Origin of the sequence: Flavobacterium gelatinilyticum (assembly GCF_027111295.1) — a bacterium.
GTDB lineage: Bacteria > Bacteroidota > Bacteroidia > Flavobacteriales > Flavobacteriaceae > Flavobacterium > Flavobacterium gelatinilyticum.
Map to the genome: position 1 here is coordinate 3,932,355 of NZ_CP114287.1, position 19,535 is coordinate 3,951,889.

Consider the following 19,535-nt stretch of genomic DNA (forward strand, 5'->3'; position numbering starts at 1 on the left):
ATTACAGTTTTGAAACGTCTTTAATATACTGATGAACATCCTGAAAAACCGCTCCTAAGGCGGTTTTTATTTTTTCGTTTGAATATAAATTTTTAGAATATGAAGCTTTTGCAGTTGCTCTGGTAAGGCTTCTTTTCTGGAAAAATAAAGTCGAAAAAATGCCGTCTGCCATCCAGAGTAAATTCATTAAGAAAGGTTTTGCATGAATATGAGGTTTTTTTACATTTAAAGCTTCGGCTATGGTGTTTAGAATATCTCTGAAAACAATATTGTCAGCAATTAAGGTAAAACGTTCATTTTTAATGTTGCTTTTCATTAATTGGTAGGTTGTTTTGACAACATCATCAATCGAAATAAAACCGGTGCTTCCAAGGGTGTAAAACGAAAGTCCATTCGCAACTTTATTATACAATTCTGCACTTCCCTGCTGTTTATCTTTGTTTTTAGGAATTGGCCCTAGAATAACACCCGGATTTACAATAAGTACATCCAGACCTTCCTGATGTCCACGCCAGACTTCCATCTCGGAGCCATATTTAGAAATGGCATAATCGCTGTGCGGCTTTTCCGGATTCCAGTCGGTTTCTTCTGTAATATGCGTTTCGTGTGCGGCTAAATCGCCAAGTGCAGCAATTGAACTAACGAAGCAGAATTTTTTTACCTCTCTTGCAATAGCAAAATTGACGATATTGGCTGTTCCTTCAATGTTGGTTTTTCGAAGTTCTTCTTCATCTTTCGGGTCAAATGAAATTAAAGCAGCGCAGTGGTACACATAATCAATGCCGGTAAAAGCAGTTTCTAAGGAAGGAATGTCAAGAATATCGGCTTCAAGCCATTCTATTTTTTCAAATAAATCTGCTTTTTTGTACAATTCAAAAACCGATTTTGTTTTCTGAATGTTATTCTGGCTGCGGTAAATTGCCCGGACATTTTCTCCATTTTCAATTAAATGAAGCAATAAATGCGCGCCCACTAAACCAGTTCCTCCTGTTACTAATACCATTTTGTAAAGATAAGTTTTTTGGTTAAAGGTGCAAAGATCCAGAGGTTCAAAGGGACAAAGTTTTTATTGATTTTTTTGAAATTAATGTTGTTATTACCTTTTGTTATTGATATTGTACATTGCTTTTTGATATTGCCATTGTCATTGATTATATTTGCGCAAAATATTTTAAAAAATGAAGAATCTAGTTGAAGAATTAAAATGGCGCGGTTTGTACCATGATAGCATGCCAGGAACGGAAGAACAATTGCTAAAAGAGGTAACATCGGCCTATATTGGTTTTGATCCAACGGCAGATTCACTGCACATAGGCAGCATGGTTCAGATTATTTTACTGGTACATTTAAAGAATTTCGGGCATCAGCCAATTGCTTTGGTTGGAGGTGCAACCGGAATGATTGGTGATCCATCCGGTAAATCTGATGAAAGAAACCTGCTGAACGAAGAAACGCTGGCTAAAAACGTTGCGGGAATCAAAAGTGTCCTGTCTAGTTTCTTAGACTTTAATTCGAATGAAGCAAATGCTCCAATTATGGTAAATAACTACGATTGGATGAAAGAATTCTCGTTTATTGATTTTGCACGTGAGGTTGGAAAACGTATCACGGTAAATTATATGATGGCTAAGGATTCTGTTAAAAAGAGATTTAGCGGAGAAGGTGAGGGAATGTCGTTTACAGAATTTACGTATCAGTTAATTCAGGGATACGATTTTTATCACTTATATAAAAATAACAACTGCCTTCTGCAAATGGGAGGTTCTGATCAATGGGGAAATATCACTACGGGTACAGAATTAGTGCGCAGAATGGGAGGCGAGAATGCAAAAGCATTTGCGCTTACAACACCATTAATTACAAAAGCTGACGGATCTAAGTTTGGAAAATCTGAAGGTGGAAATGTTTGGTTAGATGCTGATAAAACTTCGGTTTACAAATTTTACCAGTTTTGGGTAAATGCTACAGATGCCGATGCAGAAAAATACATCAAAATCTTTACTTTCTTAGATAAAGAAACGATTGACTCCTTAATTGCTGAGCACCAGACAGCACCGCATTTAAGAATCCTTCAAAAGAAATTAGCAGAAGAAATTACGATTTTCGTTCATAGCAAGGAAGAATTAGAAAAAGCAATTCAGGCTTCTAATATCTTATTCGGAAACTCAACTGCCGAAGATTTAAAACAATTAGACGAAGCGACTTTCTTGGAAGTTTTCGACGGAGTGCCTCAAGCTGAAATTGCAAAAGCTGATTTAGAAAACGGATTGGATATTGTGACTGTTTTAAATGAAAAAACAGGTTTTTTTAAATCAAACGGTGAAGCCAGAAGAGCTTTAACAGCCAATTCAATTTCTGTAAACAGAGAAAAAATCAAAGAAGATTTTGTTTTAACTGCAAATGATTTAATTAATAATCAGTTTGTGTTATTACAAAGCGGTAAAAAGAATTATTTTGTGATTCGAGTGGTTTAATTCGCTTCATAATTTAAATACAATAAAAAAAGCATCCTGAATAAGGATGCTTTTCTATTTAATAGATGTTCTTATTTAAGAACTTTTCGGGTCTCATTTTTAGATTTAATAATGTAGATACCGCTTTTTAATGAATTTAAAGATCTGTTTTCTTCTTCTATAGATTTAACTTCTTTGGTTAGAACTTTTTGTCCTTCAAAATTGTAAACATTTATAGTATAAGGTTCTGCTGTTTTCTCAGTCGCTGCTTCAGGTGCTATTTTTCCAAAAGGGCTGTAAAAAGTCACAGGAATAACCGTTACATTGTTATTCTCGTTTGATTCTGCATTGGTTTTTGAATCGTCGATAACCATAAGGATATTCCAGTTTCCATTAAAAGAAGCACCGCTGTTGCTAAAATCAGAAGAAAAAATGGTAGCACCCGGTATAAAAGAAGTTTCTCCCGGATTAATAGCATTTACGGATATAGTCGTACCGTTTGATTTTAAATCGGCTGTATCCAACGTGGTGTTATTTGATAAATAAAATCTAACATCTGTTCTTGTAGAAACCCCGTTTCCGATGTTTTTGGCTGCCAGTGTTGCTATTCTCAGCATCCCTGATTGATTGTTTATCCTGTGTCTTCTTCCTTGTAAGTCACTTAATCCTGCTGGACAGTCAAAACAGTCACTAAAAACAACCGTATTGTTAGGATCGATAATTAAATCCGGTTTTCCTGTTGGGTTTGTTGGATTCGTTGGATTTGTCGGGTTTGTCGGATTCGTTGGGGCATTTGGATCAGTTGTTCCAACCACCGTTACTTTTCCTGCAGATGAAACAACATTATTATATACATTGAAATCTTCAGAATTAGATAATCTCATATTTAAATAATATTTGCGGCTTTCTACAGTATTTGGAATAGTTAAAACTTTACTTCCTGTATAACTTCCATTAGCACTTACTGGTGCTATTGTTTCAGTACCAATTTGAATATCATCTCCGCCGGCTATAAAGTTTCGGGATCTCGAAAGATAAAATGTAACAGTCGTTGTGCTGCTTTGAATATTTGAACCGATATTTCGAATGGTATAGGTTGCAGTTTTTTTCGTTCCGCGGTATAAAGTGTTATAATCGTACGGAGCTACAGATGCAGCTTGTAAATCCGGTTTTTGGCAGCTGAATGTAGCAGGGGAATATACAGCATTACCGCCTGTTGGATCTAATTGATATTCGCTGTCTCCTCTTTCTATATCGGCTGCAGTAATTAAATAATAATTAGCGCCTTTTCCATAGTCCATGTAATAGACATCCCCCATGTTTAAAGGCTTTTCTGTTTTAATATTTACCCTATCTCTAAGAGTGTTAGCAGTTAAATTAGAGCAGAAGTTGCTTTGAGCTTCCTGAATAGTTGAGCCTAATAAAATTGGCCTGATGTATTTCCATGATAAAGAATTACATAAATCCGGAATCAACTCAAAAGGAGCGGGGTCGTCTATATCACCTCCTCTATCTTGATAAGAGTCAGTAGCATATAATACTCTGTAATATCTGGCGCCTGTTCCTTTGATTATCTCAGATTTGTAAACTCTTCCAACTTCTAATTTGGTATTTTGCCAAAGATTCACATCTCTATTTGGACCTATCGTAACACTTTCGGCACATCCTGCAGATATAGCTATTTCAATATTTGTACCTAAATCCTGCAAAATGTGAAATTTGTAACCTTGAAGGCCCTGAGACCATCCTGTAATGCTTAAAAGAATAAACATTAATAATGTAATTTTTTTCATACTTATATATTTAAAATTAGTTGGTTAAAAGTAATTTTAAAATACAAAAGCAGTATTTTTCTTATATTAACTATAAGTTAATAAATTGTGTATATTCTTACTAATTATGTAAAATAGAAGAGAGGGTCAAAGGAACAAAAAAAGAATTGTTTATAGTACCATCAAGTTACAGCCGCGAATATCGGAATTATCAAAACGTCCTAATACCTCAAAAGAATTGTTGGGATTTTTTTTGCCTAAATCCTGAGTTGCAATAAATGAACAGGAATTGATATTAGCCAAATCAATAACATTGATGCCGCCGGTTTTCCCGTCCTGAATATACGTTAAAGCATCTTCGGGATCGCGAACGAGAATGTGCATCCATGACGGACATTCGAAAACACCTTCGCCTAAGGAATAAGCCTGGGCTAAAAGTTCGGTCATTCCGTATTCTGAGTGAATAGAAGAAACGCCAAAGCCTTTACATAGTATCTCGTGCAATTCTTCGCGAATCATTTCCTTGCGTTTTCCTTTCATTCCTCCAGTTTCCATAATGATGGTGTTTTGAAGGTTGAACTGATGTTTTTCGATTAAATCTAATAAAGCGTAAGTAACACCAATTAAAATTACATTTTGTCCGGATTCGTCTAATTCAGTAAGTTTTTTAATTAAATCGTCGTGATTGTGTAAATAAAACCCGCTTTCAGGCTGATTGGATAGTTTTATTAAATCTTCGACCATATAAATAAGCGAAGATCCCTCGCGTTCTAAATAAGACGGCAGAAGGGCTAAAACGACATAATCTTCGATATTGCCGTAAAACTGCGAAAATCCTTTTTGGTAACTTTCTTCATAAAGCGAAACATCAGTTACTAAATGACGGCTTGTAATCATTCCCGTTGTACCGCTGCTGGTAAAAGTGACCTGAGCAGGATCTGAATTTGAAACTACATTATGGCTCTTAAAAAACTGAATGGGTAAAAATGGGATGTGCTGCAGAGATTTTACCTGTTGCGGATTGACTTTTAGGAAGTCGCAGAAATCACGATATACAACATTATTCTCGTGCTGAAAACGAAAAACTTTTAAAGCTGTTTTCTCAAATTGTTTCTGACTCGAAATGGTAAATATATCGCTGGCTGTAATCAAAACTTTTTTTGTGCAAAGATATTGTTTTTTAGTTTTCAGTCGCATTTTTCAGTCTCAGTTCTGTAACTGCGGCTGAAAACTGTAGAATAAAAAAAGCTCCAGACGGAGCTTTTTTTTAAAGGTTATCGAATAATGAGTTTTCGTGTTGCCGTGGCATTCTGCTCGCTTATTCGTATAATATAAACGCCGGGAACTAAATCTGAGACGTTAAGTTCTTTTGTGGTCATATGGGCCTGCAGTACTTTTTTTCCTAGGATATCAAATACTACAACTTCTTTTTCTAAATCATTTTTAGATGAAATATATACTTTACCGTTAATAACCGGGTTAGGGTATAAGCTGAGTCCCTCAATAGTCGTATTGTCTTGAGGTTTTGGTAATTGCTTACTGTCCTGCGCCGAAACGCTAACAGAAAAGAAAAAAGCCAATATGAATGTAATATAAAAGTAGTTTTTTGCCATCGCGTATATTTGGATATTGTAAATATACAAAAAAAATGACAAAAACTAAGCCAAAAAAAAACATCACTAAGATTTAGGACGTTTTTAACATTTTGTTGGTGAAGTTATTACAACGAAACGTAACGATTTCGGGTAAAACCGCAGATATTAAACAAAAAAAACACCCTAATAAAATTAGAGTGTTTTTTGAGTATTATGTGTTTTAATTATAGACCTGTTGTCCATCCAGCAGTCCAAGTTGGAACTCCTGATCCGTTTCCAGCTCCAGTAGCATCTGCGTTTTCTGTAAATACTTTAGTTACATCAGCCTCTCCTCCTGCTGTAGTTTTTCCTACAGATTTTACATCAACATCTTCGAATTTCACGTTAGTTGCTAACAAGTCAGTTCCAGCATATCCGATAGTTTCGTTGTGCTCAACATCAAATCCAGTTTTCCAGCCTTTTATTACAACGTTGTCAAATTTACCTTTAGTACCAACTCTTAATTTGAAAGCTTGAGATTCTTTACTTGTATCATTAACTCCAGCTCCAATTAGAGTAAGGTTTTTGATAGTTGGGAAAGAAATTGGTGCAGCTAAGTGATTGTTTGAGTTGTTATCTGCTTCGATCCCTCTGTTACCAGCATTAGTTCTGATTCCGTAGAAGTTTTCACCTGTTCCACTCCATCCTTCAGTCCAGTCGAATAAATCATCACCAACTTTTTCTGCGTGTTTATTAGAAACTACTAAGTGAGATGCATTTACAGTTCCACCAAACCATTCGAATCCGTCATCAGAGCTTTCGTAAACTTGTACATAATCAACAACAGTTGCTTTTCCAACTCCGAAGAATGAAAGACCGTTGAATTCTTTTTCAGTACTATAAGAGTAACCAGGGTATTCAATTCTTAAATATTTGATTGATCCAGAATTATCATTAGCATCAGTTCCTCCGTATGCTAAATCAGAAACTTCAGCAGTAGCAGTACTACCTATGTTTTTGTTGATTGGTGCTTTTCCGCAAAGTACTAATCCTCCCCAAGCAGCTGGTATTTTTTCTTCAGAAGTCATAACAACCGGGCTGGTTGGAGTTCCTTGAACATCGATTTTTCCTCCTTGTGCAACTGCAATATATCTTACAGCTTCAAATTGATTTGCTCCTAATTTAGTAGCTTCAATGATTACTCCAGCTTTAATTGTAAGTTTTGCACCATTTTTAACGATTAACTTACCAGTAAGTTTGTAAGTTCCAGATTCTAAGATAACCTCACCTGAACCAATCTCTCCTTTAAGATTGTCTCTGGTTACAACAAAAGCAGAATCACCCCCTTTATTGTCATCATTGTTGTCGCTTGAACAAGAAGTTGTAAGTGTTACAAGCGATAATGCTGCTAAGCCTAAAATTGTTGAAATTGTTTTTTTCATTACTTATTTTTAATTAGTTTGTGTTTATGCAAAGGTTAGAACTTAAGTCTGAATGAAAGTTAAGCTGTTGTAATCTATTTGTTATATATTCCTTAATCGTATGTTAAGTAAATGCTAACTGGTTATTTTGTTGTTGATATTAAAATTGGTAATTCATTCCCAATCCAAACGTCATTCCTTTTTTATAGTTAAATACTAGAACGTCTCCTCCGGCATTTTCCTGAACTCTTTTAAATTCTGGATTTAAAAGGTTTCTTGCGCCAAAATCAATTCCAAAGTTTTTGTTGAGTTTAGTTTTAAAGATAAGATCTAAAGATCCCATCGCTTTATCTACTAAATTCCCTTTCCCTTCGTTTCCAATAGCATAAAGTTTGTCAGAATAATGGTTATAAGCTAATGTTGCCATAATTCCAGAATCGTTTCTAAAGTTTTTAGTGTACGATAGGTCAGTATTCAAGATCAAATCAGAAGCTCCTGTAAAACCAGAACTGGTGTCTGTAGTGTTAATAGCTAGTTGTCCTTTTGTTTCAGTGCTCACTTTATCACGATCAAGATCTTGATGTGTTTTCATTAAAGAAGCATTAAACCCGAAAGATAATTTGTTAGTGTATTCTCCTTCAATTTCGAAAATATTTTTTCTTGCTTCCAATTCAACTCCATAAGCATAACCTGTATCTCCAATATTCACAAAAGAAATATCATTTGTAGCAGAGGCAACAATGATTTGGTTAATAGGGTCTAAAATATACTTTCCGAAAGCAGTAACAGAGAATAACTCATCGCTTTTTGGGAACATCTCCCATTTTAAGTCAACATTGTAATTTTGTGAAGGGTATAAACTTGGATTACCAATTACAGATTCCATTACATCTTCATAAATGAACAAAGCACGTTCTTTAAATTGTGGCAGTGTATAGGTTTTACTACCCGCAAAACGAAGATTTTGTTTTTCGTTTAATGCATATTTTAAGATAATACTTGGTAAAAATTCATTTCTCTCGAAAGTATTTGTTCCTCCTTCTGCATCAAACTGTGTTCTCCAGTTAACTGTTTGAGAAATTCTTTCATATCTAACTCCAAGGACAGAGCTTAATTTGTCAGAGAATTTATATTCGATATTACCAAATCCTGCGTGTATATTTTGCTCACCTTCGTAAGTTTGCGGAGTCATTCCTGCAAAAGCAGAAATTGTGAATAAACCGTTACTGTAATTTGTCTGATTAAAAAATGCATCTAAATTATTTGGATCTACACTTGTATTTTGTCCAGTCTGACTTACGCTAAAGTTAAACTGAATCGCCTCGAATTCACGTTTTTTAAATCTACCATTATAACCGGCTGTTATTTTTCCTTTAGACTCACCGCTTTCTTTATCTCCCAGTTTGTAACTAAAGGCTAGATTAGCAGCAGTTTCATTTTCTGTAAGATCCTGGAAATACCTTTGGTTATCGGTGGCAGTTCTTTGAGCAATTGTATAAATATTTGTTGTAGGATCGTGGAACATTTTGTTTTGTATTCTGTCTGGCATATTACCTTTTACAGTGTTGTATGAAAGACCCCAGTCCAAATCAATTTTATCAGTTAATTTGTCATTTCCTAAAAGTTGATTGATATAAACGGTATTTTGCATGAATGTTCCTCTTTGAATGTATAGGTTCCCGTCTGCATTATCAAAATCACGATCACTTCCATAATAAGTATCCATAGTTTGTTCAGATGAATTAACGAACAAAAAGTTATAGCCGATTTTGTGGTTCTTGTTCAAACGATAATTAGCGTTGAACATTCCGGTAGTGTTTGTGTTATAAGTGAATTTTTCTTGTTGGAAAGATTTTAATGATGCATCCTGAGCATTTACGCTTCTGGTTAGTCCTTCTCTAAACTCGTAGCCATTTCCAAAACCTGCAGTAGCAAAAAGACTTAGTTTTCCTTCTTCGCCAATGTTGAAAGTTTTACCTGCTTTTAGGTTGAAGTTTCCTCCAAATGGAGCTTCTTTTTTTGGATTTAAACTGTTTTCAAAATTATAACCTGTTAATGGGTTGTTAGGAACTCCATAAGAAACAAAACCGGTTTTGTTAGGACCTTGCTGCAATATAAAGTTGCCGGCATTTTGTACAGCATTTGTGTTAACTTTAGATCCTAATGAGATTTCAAACATCCCGTTTCCACGGTAATCTTTAGATACGATATCTACATTTCCTCCTGCAAAATCACCATACATTTTTGAGCTGTATGATTTGTCAATAGAAATGTATTCTACAATGTCAGTAGAAAAAAGATCAAGCGCAATGTTCTTTTTTTGCGGGTCATTCGATGGAACCGGTAATCCGTTCATCGAAGTAGAGTTGTAACGGTCGCCTAATCCTCTTACAAAAACGTTGTTGCTTCCTTCCTGTTTAGAAACTCCCGATGTTTTAGCTACAGCAGCAGCTACGTCGCCAACACCTTTTCTTGATAATTCCTGCGCACCAATAGATTGTTTGATGTCAACCGCATTTTTTTGTTCCAATAATAATGCTGATTCTTTTTGTTTATTAACAGCAGATGATTTTACCACTACATCTTTTAAAGTAAAACTCCCTGAAGACAGTCCCTGGTTGACTACCACAGTTTCGTTTGCTTTTACGGTAACCGGAGCTTCTTTAGATTCATATCCTAAAAAGCTAAAAATCAAAGTATAGTTTCCCGGATTTACACTTAAAGAATATTTCCCGTCAACGTCGGTATTTACGCTAATGTTCGTACCTTTAACTAAAACATTTGCAAAAGGCAGCGGGTCGTTGTTCATTTCCTTGTCGGTTAAAACGCCAGAAATTGTACCTTTGTTTTGCGCGATCGAAATCGTACAAATAAATAATGCAATAAATAGAAATCTTAATTTGAATTTCATTAGTGTGTTGTGTTTAATTTATTTTTGTGCAAAGAAAGAACCGCGCTGTGAAGTCCATGTTACGTACTTGTTATGTTTTTGTGTTGTTAAGATTATCAAATTGTTACGAGATTAAATTACCGTTAACACTAATTTTTAAAGGTTCATTTGTTACTATATTTACCCCGTGAAATAAAAAACATCGGATAAATAATTCAGAATATTTGATGTAAAAATCTCAATTTTTGCTATTTATGAAAAAAACACAAACTAAGATTTTATTAGTTGACGACGAACCGGATATCTTAGAGATCGTTGGCTATAACCTTGCTCAGGAAGGCTACCAGATTGTTACAGCTTCTAATGGAAAAGATGCTATAGCAAAGGCTCAGAAGGAATTACCGGAATTAATTATTATGGACGTGATGATGGCAGAAATGGATGGAATGGAAGCTTGTGAACACATTAGAAAAATTCCTGAACTAAATAATGTTATCATAACATTCCTTACAGCGAGAAGCGAGGATTATTCGCAAGTAGCTGGTTTTGACGCTGGTGCTGATGACTATATTACCAAACCAATAAAACCAAAATTATTGGTATCCAAAGTAAAGGCTTTGTTAAGAAGGTTAAAAGAACAGGAAGTCGTTACAGATACTATAAATGTTGGCGGAATCGAGATTAACCGCGAAGAATATAAGATCATAAAAGGCAATGTAGAAATTGCACTTCCAAGAAAAGAATTCGAATTATTTTATTTGTTAGCTTCAAAACCGGGTAAAGTTTTTAAAAGAGACGAAATCCTTGATAAAGTATGGGGTAATGAAGTTGTAGTAGGAGGAAGAACAATTGATGTTCATATCAGAAAACTACGCGAAAAAATAGGAGAAGACCTTTTTAAAACCATAAAAGGAGTTGGTTACAAATTTGAAGTTTAAAGCGTTCCGTAAATTTTGAACATATAGTAAATAAGTTCATTTAATTTATAGTGCTTAATTTTATAAAAAAGCTCATTTTTGTCAAAGTTCAGAACTTTGATAAAGATGGGCTTTTCAAAATTATTATTTATTGCCAAAAAGAGTTATTTTTAAACAGACTTATATCACGGTATAGTCAGGAATAAATTCTTAACGGTTTTATTATTTTAGATATTTCATGAAAATTAATTTTAAAAAAACATACAAATTTGCGATCAAGTCGGCATTGTATATCAGTCTGTTCGCAACTGGATTTGTGCTGATGTTATTGTCTTTGTTTTATAAGGCTCAGGAACTGAAACATCAAATAGCATTTGGAATAGTTTTCATAATTATCATTTATATATTCTCGTTTTTGGTTTTACAGTACCGTGTAGAACGATTTATATACAGACGAGTAAAGAAAATTTACGATGAGGTTTCGCTTTTAGAATCTACAACCCTTATCAATCAGCCTATAAATACGGATATGGAAACGCTTTCGCGCGAAGTGAAAAAGTTTGCCACCGATAAAAAACTGGAAATCGAGATGCTCGAAATTCGTGAGCAGTATAGAAGAGAGTTTCTCGGAAACGTTTCGCACGAATTAAAAACACCGCTGTTTACCGTTCAGGGGTATGTTTCGACTTTGCTTGATGGTGCAATGGATGATAAACACATCCGAAAAAAATATTTAAAGCGTGCCGAAAAAGGAGTAGAGCGTCTTATATATATAGTAGAAGATCTTGATATGATTACGAAACTCGAATCTGGTGATTTGGATTTAGTAATGACTGACTTTGATATCGTGGAGCTGATTCAGAACGTTTTTGATTTATTGGAAATGAAAGCCGATAAAAAGAAAATCAGACTGGCCTTTGAAAGCAAAAATGTACAATCGGTTATTGTACGTGGTGATCAGGACAGAATCCAGCAGGTATTGGAAAACCTGGTTGTAAATTCTATTAAATACGGAAAAGAAGGCGGTTTAACAGAAGTAGGCGTAGTAAACCTTACCAAGAAAAAAGTCTTAATACGTATTAGCGATAACGGAGAAGGGGTTGAAAAACAAAATATCCCGAGACTTTTTGAGCGTTTTTACAGAGTTGATAAAAGCGGTACACGTTCAGAAGGAGGTTCCGGTCTTGGTCTGGCAATTGTAAAGCATATTATCGAAGCACATAAAGAGAAAGTATATGTAGAAAGTGAATTCGGAATAGGGTCAGAGTTCTCTTTTACACTCGAAAAAGCCTATAAAATTCAAAAACCCGAAGTTAAAAAATCGTAACCTGCTTTTTGCTATAAGGCTGAAAACAGGTGCTTTTAACAATAAATCAACTTACGGATTTTGTCCGTAACATTAAATTTTTATTATAGTAACATCTTGTTAATGATTTATTAACATAGGTGGTACATCTTTGCATCCTGAAATTAAGGGAATTCGAGAAAGAATGATAAAAAGATTAATATTAGCCGTTTTAATACTTAGTACTGCCGCTTTAAATGCGCAGGAATTAAATAAACAGGATGTAAAAAACGAAGTAATGCGTATTTTAGATTCTATTAATAAAGCAAAATTTCCAGATACCAATTCTGGAGTAAGTAATGTAGAAGAACATTGGTACGACAGGATTTCGCTTAGAGGTTATGGGCAGATTCGATACAACGGTTTGTTTTCTACAAATGATAAAGTTTCCTGCGAGCAATGTGATAAATCCTGGGGAACCACTTCGACAGCACCGGATGCGAAGGCAAATAATGGATTATTTATCCGTCGTGCACGTTTAATATTTTCGGGACAGGTTCACCCAAACGTATTCTTCTACTTCCAGCCCGATTTTGCCAGTTCTCCAAGTACAGGAGTTCAAAACTTTGTACAGATTCGCGACTTGTATTTTGATCTTTCTTTTGATAAGAAAAAAGAATACCGCCTTCGTGTGGGACAGAGTAAAATTCCGTATGGTTTTGAAAACATGCAGTCTAGCGGGCAGCGTCTGGCTTTAGACCGTAATGATGCCATGAATAGTGCGATATTAAACGAGCGTGATTTAGGTTTGTTTTTTTACTGGGCACCGGCCGAAATTAGAAAACGTTTTGAAATGTTAGTAAAAGACGGATTCAAAGGTTCTGGTGATTTTGGAGTTTTTGCTTTTGGAGTTTATAACGGGCAAATTGCCAATAAATTAGACGGAAACCGAGACTTAAATGTAGTAGCCAGAGTTACGTACCCTTTTGTTATAGGAAGCCAGATCATCGAGCCCGGAATTCAGGCTTATACCGGAAAATGGGCTTTTACGGGAGAAATCTCATCAGGCGTACAAGTCAATGACTCACAGTATGTAAAAGACCAGCGCGTAGGAGCAACCTTTGTTTTATACCCAAGACCATTCGGGATCCAGACAGAATATAACATTGGTACAGGACCGCGATACAATACGCTGACAAACCGTGTTGACGAAACTGACTTAAACGGTGGTTACGTTTTGTTAAACTACAAATGGGATATTAAAAAGCAGATTATTTATCCTTTTGCCAAATTTCAATATTATGACGGAGGGAAAAAATATGAAAAAGATGCCAGAAGTTATGTCGTAAGAGACTACGAATTTGGTATCGAATGGCAGCCAATCAAAGCTTTTGAATTGACTGCAGAATATGTAATTGCCGACAGGACTTTTGAAGACAGCGCGCTTCCGGTAAACAGACAACAGGGAAATTTACTGAGACTTCAGGCGCAGTTTAATTTCTAAGATTAGTCTTCAAATACAGTAAATAATGAATCCCAGTCGATTGTGTTTTCAAATTGGGATAATCCTTGAAACGACTTTACTTTTGATAAATCATCAATCGTAAAGTCGTCTTGCATTGCGTAAGGTACAAGGTTCTCTTCCTGAAGTTTTATCGCCAGATATTCCTGTTCATATTGTCCCGGAGTTGGTATAAAAAATGCTTTTTTGCCCAGTTTGGCCAAATCCATAACTGTGGTATAACCGGAACGGCAGAGTACAAATTCACTTTCGTTAAAAGTCTGCTCCAATTGTTTGGAGTTCATGAAATTATAATACGTAACATTTCCAGCCTGCCATTTTTCCTGTGTTTTTTCTACAATTCCCTGTACAAAAACGACTTTACCATTAAACCTGGCAGCTTCTTTTTGTAGTTTTTCATCCAGGAAAGTACGTTGCGGTTCAGGACCGGAAAGAATAATCATTAAATCATATACTATTGGCGTTTCCTTTTTCTTCATTCTGCTCAAAGGACCAATATACTTCAGATTCAGTTCATTGGTTTTAAGATGTCCCAGATTACCGGTAAGATTAACCTCTCCGTCAGTATCAGGAACCCAGCACTGATTGTATTTTTTTATAAAATATTGATGACATTTACTGGTAAACCAGGTGGTATTACCCGTCATGACATTCAACTGATGCGTCATAAATACAGAAGGCACTTTCTTGCTGAACACTCCCAGTCTGTTATCCGAAATTATGCCGTCAATTCCGTGTTTTTTGATCCACGAATTCACCATTTTTTTCTCGTCCAGAATGGCCGTGATCATTTTAGGAAGATTTTTAATAAGCTTCCATTTAAAGTTTTTGCCATTCTTGGCATATTCAATATGATAAGAAGGTAATTCTAATGTCTGAATATACGGAAATTCCTTTTTTAATAAAGCCAGCGCAACACCATCAGAAGCAATAATAGGAATAAAATTGTTTTCTTGAAGCGCCTTAATTATAGGAATACATCTTGTGGCATGGCCTAGCCCCCAATTTAATGGAGCAACTAAAATAGTTTTGTTAGCAGAATAGTCAATGCTCATAGTTTTTAACGCTTTTAAAAAAACGAAGATAAAGAAATATGCTTTTTATGTTATTTCGAACATATTACTAAATTATTAACTCTGAATACGCTCTAAGGCTTTGTTTTTCGTTAAAATCAATGTAGAAAAGTCAGTATTTGAAAATAAAGTTACTGATATGTTAAGGGCAATTTTGACTTGTTATTCTATTAAAACAAAAAAGGAACTAAAAAATTAGTTCCTCTTAGTAGTGTTGTAAAAACGCTTTTAATCCTGAATATAGGTTTTATTTCCGTTTTTGTTAATGTAATACTTCCCGCCTTTTGGTCCGGTGTATACTTTTTTACCGTTATATTCACCTGTAACTTTGTCAGCAGTTTTTGGTGCTTTTTCATTAGTTTCTTTTAAAGTCTTTGCAGCCGTTTTTTTAGTTGCTGTAGCATCTTTTTTAGCCGCTTTACTTGCTGCATCAGCTTTGGCCTCTGTCTTTTTTACATCTGCTTTTGTGCTGGCTTCTTTGGAATCTTTTTTTGCTTTGGCTGCATCACTTTTAGATTTCGCGGCATCTTTTGTGGCTTTCGCCGATGCGTCAGCTGCTTTATCGGCTGCTTTTTTCGATTTGTCAGCTTCCTTTTTGGCATCAGTTGCGGCTTTGTCTGCCTTAGCTTTTGCTTTTTTTGCTGCCGTTTCAGATTTTGCTTTTGTTTCTTTTGCTGTACTTTCCTGAGCATAGAAATTAGTAGAGAAAACTACTAAAAAACAGATTAATACGAATTTTTTCATGGTGGTTACAGTTTAAATTTCTTATTAAAAGTAATCAATTAATCAATATGTTGTTCGAGCCCGTTAAAAATAAGCACGCAGCTGCACATTTCCTGTATGGATAGTAGAACCTGTCTCGCTTTTTCTGCCCTGATAATTTAAATTAACATCCAAAAACTGGGTCAGGTTTTTTTGGAGCAGTAATTTCCAGACTAAATTTTTTCCGGCCTGAAGCCCTTCAAGCATCTGAAAACCAACAGACGAGAATTCATTTCCGTTAAATTTGTTTTCATAAAAAGAAAACTCCCCATTTAGCGTTATTTTGTTTTCGCCCGAATATGAAAACGAAGTTCCAAGGCGGTTTTGAACTAAAGTTTCAAAATTTCCAATTTGGTTTTCCTTATGTTGAATTTCATAAAAGAAGTCCAGACTGGTGTTTTTCGAAAACAAATAACTGATTTTGGGTGCCAGCTGGTATCCGGTTAAATCATAATTTTTTTCGACAAAATCTTCAGAAATTAAATTGTTTTTTATGGTTTTGGTGAAGAAGTTAAACAGCCAGCTTTTTGGGTATAAATGCGTGTATTGCAATTGATGCGAATTGTTTTTGACATTTTGCGATCCTACCGAAAGTAAATTTTTACCATTATTAATAAGGTAGGAATATGTAACTGAATGTTTCTGCTTACCGCGATTGTAAAACAGGCTGTTCCTGAAACTCGAATTCAGCCCCAGAATATTTTCATCAGAAGAATAAAAAGGATTCAGTTCCAGACGATCGCCGCTGCTTCGAACCTTTCGATCCATAATAAACGAAGTCTGGTTATAGAAATACGAAAGGAGCTTTTTGAAGCCTTTTTCGTTCTGCCATTGCAGCGGATTTAAAATAACCGACTGTGAAAATTTATTCTGATTGGTTTTAATATAAACCTGATTGGGAAGAAAGATCCTGATGAATTTTGCCTGATCCGGAAAAGCGGCAATTTCAAACTCTTCCAGTTCCTGAACCCCGTTTCCGTTGTAATCATTCCAGGCATAGACACCCTGTCCGGCGGGAACTTCAACATACGTGAATTCCTGCTGTGCAATAGTTCCCGAACTGGTTTCGTAGACAGAACCAATCTGCATAAACTGATTAAAAAAGCGGTCATTATATAAAATCCGCGAATTTAATGAAGGTTCGTTTTTTCTCGCCGGATCTGTAAAATCCAAATTTCGGTAACTGGCATAAACCGCTAAATCAGTAGTTTTGTTCTGAATTAGTTTGGACTTTACATAATATGTCTGCGAATTGTTTACGTGTTTTAAAAATCCGTTTTGTAAACTGTCATTTTTTCGCTGTAAAAAACCAAGTTCCACAAAAACTTTGGTGCTGTCACCTCTCCCAATAAAAGCACCGTATTCTGAGAATCTTTGGCTTAAAGCCGAAAACTGACCTGTTGTTTTATCTTTTTCCTGATTGTCTTCGATCTGCAGACTGCCGCCAATCCAGTTTTTTCCAAAGTGATATTTCACCCGGCTTTGATTTCGGATGAATTTTGAAGTTGAAATAGCGGCATCAGAACTCAGGAAACTGCCCTGATTTTGAATTGTCCAGTTCTTTAACTTAAACAAAGCCGTTGTAGTATGCCGTCCTCCCGAATAACTTTCACTGAAATCCAGTTTCTCAAACTGATAGGTAAACAAACCAATATTTGACGTTTCTTTTTTAGCGAACAAATCAAAATTAAAACCCGTAACGAGTAAACTCTGATTGCCCAAAAGTATAGTATTTAAATTCCAGTCACGGTTAAATTCGATGTTATACAAACGTTCGACTGATCTGAAATCGTTCTGAACAAACTGATAATTCGCAAAACCATCCAAAGTCCAGTCTCTGGTAAAAAGACGTTTTTTAATATTGGTTTTAAAAGCCACGCCTTCGTTATCAGAATCATCAATTCCGGAGAACAGGTTTTTATCATTATTACTTACAGCAATTTCAAAATCAACAAGCGTTTTTTCGTCCGGATTGTATTTTCCTAAAAAAGTTGCAACCTGAATTTTCATTGGGGCAACCAGCTGTACAATGGGTTCGTAATTTCCCTGCGCAATGCCGTTTACAGGCGAAACGTACTGATAAATTCTTTCGACCGCTGTTGTATTCTGAATAATATAATTTCCGAGATTATTCCCTACAAGACTAAAACGTACATTGTACAAAACATCATCGGGATTATTTGAATATTCAAAAACTTCAACAGCATTAATGACAATTTTTTTGTAGAGAATTTTATTTTCTGTATACGCTTCTTCGTAAGCAGAAGGTGCCGTCATTTTAGTTGTGTCATCACCTGCCTGACTTAAAATCTGAACCTGTTCCGGAGATAAATTTTGCTGTAAAGGCTGATTTTTCATGTCGTTTTCAGAATACACATAACCGCCAAAACTCCAGCTCTTGTTTTCGTGCGTTGCACCGGCGTAAGTAACCAGTCGGTTATAGCTTCTTTCAGAATATTGGTATTCAACATTGATTCTCATTTCGGAAGTAATAGGAAAAAGCGATGTAAAAACAATTTCTCCCGCATTGTAATCAATCACATAATCGTTGTTTTCGCCGCGTTTCAGCAAAGAACCGTTTACATAAACACGCTCTGAGCCCGAAATTACCAAAACATATAATTCGCCGTTTTGACCTTTCAGTTTATAAGGCCCCTGATTGCCTTCCTGGCCGGTAAAAGTGCTTTTTGCATATTGGCCTTTTACAAACGAAACCGATGCAAAAACATTGGTCTTGCTTTTTTCGGTATCAAAATCAACACTGGCTGAAAGTCCCTGCACTTTTTTATTGAAACTTAAAAATTGCGTTTTCCGGTTTTCCAGAAAAACATCTCCTGCCCGAATATTCCAGTCATCACTGAAAAGTTCCATAAATATATTATCAAACTGATCGAGTTTTTGCGAATAGCCGCCATCCTGAAGCGGAATATTACTGTCCTGAAGCGAAGCCCGAAGACTTACTTTATCGGATATTTTTCCGGTAATCTGCAAATCCAGATTGGAGTTTAAAACCGTGTTTTGATTATTCCCGACTGTTACACCTCTTGTAATACTTCCGGTTGTGTTTAAACCGTCAAAAGGTGCGGCTTTTTTTGAATTGTTTCTGTCAATTTTATATAATTTTTCGGTGCCAATGTCATTGCTTACAATCTGGCTGTCGTCGTAAAGACTGTATTCTCTGGTTAGGAAATCGGGGTATTTTAAATAATTGACAATTAAGGTATCTGAAACAGAAGTGAATTTTTCGTTTAAAAGTAATGTCCCTTTCCCAAAATCAATGGTATAAAAAGTTGAATCAACGGGCTGTTTTTCAGCATTCAGAAGTTTAAAGAATCCCGAGTTGATGCTCACATTTTCCAGGCGTATGGTGTCTCGCGTTGCCAGTACCTTTTTTGTTTTGTACAACGATTCTGTTTCCTGTGCCTGAAGCGCAGAAAACCAAAACAGCACCGCAAAAAACAGTAATTTTTTAAACATAAACACTTTAACTCCAAAAAGTCAAAAGTAGTATTTATAATTGGGAAATGATGTGAGGTATTTTTTTTAGATTTTGTAGTACAGATTTCAGTTTATTTTATAAATCTGCCTATTATTATAAGAACCGCAAGCAGAAGAATTAGGGCAAAAACAGAATTAGGATTTGCAAAATTAGTGGTATAACCAAACTCTTTTATTTTTTTGGGAGGAAACAATCTTTTGTCTTTCGGATTATAATAAAATATACCCCAAATCCAGTTCTTTGGATCATTCTGCCAATTGTTTTTTTCTTCTTCAGATGGTTCATTGTAATTCATAACTCAAAAATTAGAATTGACTTTGTCTTGTAAATATAATTAAATCATTTTTGAGTGAAGAAAATTCTTAAG

General features: G+C 35.4%; 14 protein-coding genes. 4 read left to right on the plus strand and 10 right to left on the minus strand.

The features are described 5' to 3' along the window. Position 1: 1 nt before the first annotated feature. Positions 2-1,003: an NAD-dependent epimerase/dehydratase family protein gene (locus OZP11_RS16710; RefSeq protein WP_281231691.1), complete on the minus strand. Its 1,002-nt coding sequence runs from the start codon at positions 1,001-1,003 to the stop codon at positions 2-4. Between the two features lie 175 nt (positions 1,004-1,178). On the opposite strand from OZP11_RS16710, the gene tyrS reads away from it, so the two are divergent. Then, positions 1,179-2,474, plus strand: coding sequence for a tyrosine--tRNA ligase (tyrS, locus tag OZP11_RS16715; protein ID WP_281231692.1), 1,296 nt, complete (start codon positions 1,179-1,181; stop codon positions 2,472-2,474). 71 nt (positions 2,475-2,545) lie between these two features. On the opposite strand, the gene OZP11_RS16720 is transcribed toward tyrS, so the two are convergent. The 5 genes from OZP11_RS16720 to OZP11_RS16740 form a co-directional block, all read right to left on the minus strand. Continuing rightward, positions 2,546-4,246, minus strand: a complete 1,701-nt coding sequence (locus OZP11_RS16720) for a T9SS type A sorting domain-containing protein (RefSeq protein ID WP_281231693.1) — start codon at positions 4,244-4,246, stop codon at positions 2,546-2,548. A gap of 150 nt (positions 4,247-4,396) precedes the next feature. Then, positions 4,397-5,377 carry a LuxE/PaaK family acyltransferase gene (locus tag OZP11_RS16725; protein WP_281235541.1) on the minus strand — a complete coding sequence of 327 codons (981 nt, stop codon included), beginning with the start codon at positions 5,375-5,377 and terminating at the stop codon, positions 4,397-4,399. A 122-nt stretch (positions 5,378-5,499) separates the two neighbouring features. After that, a complete protein-coding gene (locus tag OZP11_RS16730; protein ID WP_281231694.1) occupies positions 5,500-5,838 on the minus strand; it encodes a T9SS type A sorting domain-containing protein in 339 nt (112 codons plus the stop codon). Positions 5,839-6,044: 206 nt separating this feature from the next. Then, the gene (locus tag OZP11_RS16735) at positions 6,045-7,241 is read right to left on the minus strand and encodes a hypothetical protein (protein WP_281231695.1); all 1,197 of its coding nucleotides are present in this window, start codon (positions 7,239-7,241) and stop codon (positions 6,045-6,047) included. Between the two features lie 139 nt (positions 7,242-7,380). Next, positions 7,381-10,131, minus strand: a complete 2,751-nt coding sequence (locus tag OZP11_RS16740; protein ID WP_281231696.1) for a TonB-dependent receptor — start codon at positions 10,129-10,131, stop codon at positions 7,381-7,383. Between the two features lie 233 nt (positions 10,132-10,364). On the opposite strand from OZP11_RS16740, the gene OZP11_RS16745 reads away from it, so the two are divergent. From OZP11_RS16745 to OZP11_RS16755, 3 genes are all read left to right on the plus strand, one after another. After that, positions 10,365-11,048: a response regulator transcription factor gene (locus tag OZP11_RS16745; RefSeq protein WP_012022635.1), complete on the plus strand. Its 684-nt coding sequence runs from the start codon at positions 10,365-10,367 to the stop codon at positions 11,046-11,048. 217 nt (positions 11,049-11,265) lie between these two features. Further along, complete coding sequence (locus tag OZP11_RS16750) at positions 11,266-12,354, plus strand: sensor histidine kinase (RefSeq protein ID WP_281231697.1); 1,089 nt, start codon at positions 11,266-11,268, stop codon at positions 12,352-12,354. A 163-nt stretch (positions 12,355-12,517) separates the two neighbouring features. Beyond that, entirely contained in the window at positions 12,518-13,816 is a 1,299-nt protein-coding gene (locus OZP11_RS16755; RefSeq protein ID WP_281231698.1) for a porin, read from the plus strand. Positions 13,817-13,818: 2 nt separating this feature from the next. Here OZP11_RS16755 and OZP11_RS16760 read toward each other — a convergent pair whose 3' ends face one another. The 4 genes from OZP11_RS16760 to OZP11_RS16775 all read right to left on the minus strand — a co-directional run bounded on the left by OZP11_RS16760 (position 13,819) and on the right by OZP11_RS16775 (position 19,463). Further along, on the minus strand, positions 13,819-14,889 hold the full coding sequence (locus OZP11_RS16760) for a glycosyltransferase (protein ID WP_281231699.1): 1,071 nt from the start codon (positions 14,887-14,889) through the stop codon (positions 13,819-13,821). A 246-nt stretch (positions 14,890-15,135) separates the two neighbouring features. Further along, complete coding sequence (locus OZP11_RS16765) at positions 15,136-15,651, minus strand: hypothetical protein (RefSeq protein ID WP_281231700.1); 516 nt, start codon at positions 15,649-15,651, stop codon at positions 15,136-15,138. Positions 15,652-15,714: 63 nt separating this feature from the next. Beyond that, entirely contained in the window at positions 15,715-19,146 is a 3,432-nt protein-coding gene (locus OZP11_RS16770; RefSeq protein WP_281231701.1) for a DUF8818 domain-containing protein, read from the minus strand. Between the two features lie 92 nt (positions 19,147-19,238). Continuing rightward, positions 19,239-19,463 (minus strand): DUF5808 domain-containing protein, encoded by a 225-nt coding sequence (locus OZP11_RS16775; protein ID WP_281231702.1) that lies wholly within the window; start codon positions 19,461-19,463, stop codon positions 19,239-19,241. Positions 19,464-19,535 lie beyond the last annotated feature (72 nt).

Excerpts from the sequence above, each read along its gene's own strand:
- OZP11_RS16710 (WP_281231691.1), bottom strand. The coding sequence starts at position 1,003 with ATGGTATTAGTAACAGGAGGAACTGGTTTAGTGGGCGCGCATTTATTG.
- tyrS (WP_281231692.1), top strand. The coding sequence starts at position 1,179 with ATGAAGAATCTAGTTGAAGAATTAAAATGGCGCGGTTTGTACCATGAT.
- OZP11_RS16720 (WP_281231693.1), bottom strand. The coding sequence starts at position 4,246 with ATGAAAAAAATTACATTATTAATGTTTATTCTTTTAAGCATTACAGGA.
- OZP11_RS16730 (WP_281231694.1), bottom strand. The coding sequence starts at position 5,838 with ATGGCAAAAAACTACTTTTATATTACATTCATATTGGCTTTTTTCTTT.
- OZP11_RS16735 (WP_281231695.1), bottom strand. The coding sequence starts at position 7,241 with ATGAAAAAAACAATTTCAACAATTTTAGGCTTAGCAGCATTATCGCTT.
- OZP11_RS16740 (WP_281231696.1), bottom strand. The coding sequence starts at position 10,131 with ATGAAATTCAAATTAAGATTTCTATTTATTGCATTATTTATTTGTACG.
- OZP11_RS16745 (WP_012022635.1), top strand. The coding sequence starts at position 10,365 with ATGAAAAAAACACAAACTAAGATTTTATTAGTTGACGACGAACCGGAT.
- OZP11_RS16750 (WP_281231697.1), top strand. The coding sequence starts at position 11,266 with ATGAAAATTAATTTTAAAAAAACATACAAATTTGCGATCAAGTCGGCA.
- OZP11_RS16755 (WP_281231698.1), top strand. The coding sequence starts at position 12,518 with ATGATAAAAAGATTAATATTAGCCGTTTTAATACTTAGTACTGCCGCT.
- OZP11_RS16760 (WP_281231699.1), bottom strand. The coding sequence starts at position 14,889 with ATGAGCATTGACTATTCTGCTAACAAAACTATTTTAGTTGCTCCATTA.
- OZP11_RS16765 (WP_281231700.1), bottom strand. The coding sequence starts at position 15,651 with ATGAAAAAATTCGTATTAATCTGTTTTTTAGTAGTTTTCTCTACTAAT.
- OZP11_RS16770 (WP_281231701.1), bottom strand. The coding sequence starts at position 19,146 with ATGTTTAAAAAATTACTGTTTTTTGCGGTGCTGTTTTGGTTTTCTGCG.
- OZP11_RS16775 (WP_281231702.1), bottom strand. The coding sequence starts at position 19,463 with ATGAATTACAATGAACCATCTGAAGAAGAAAAAAACAATTGGCAGAAT.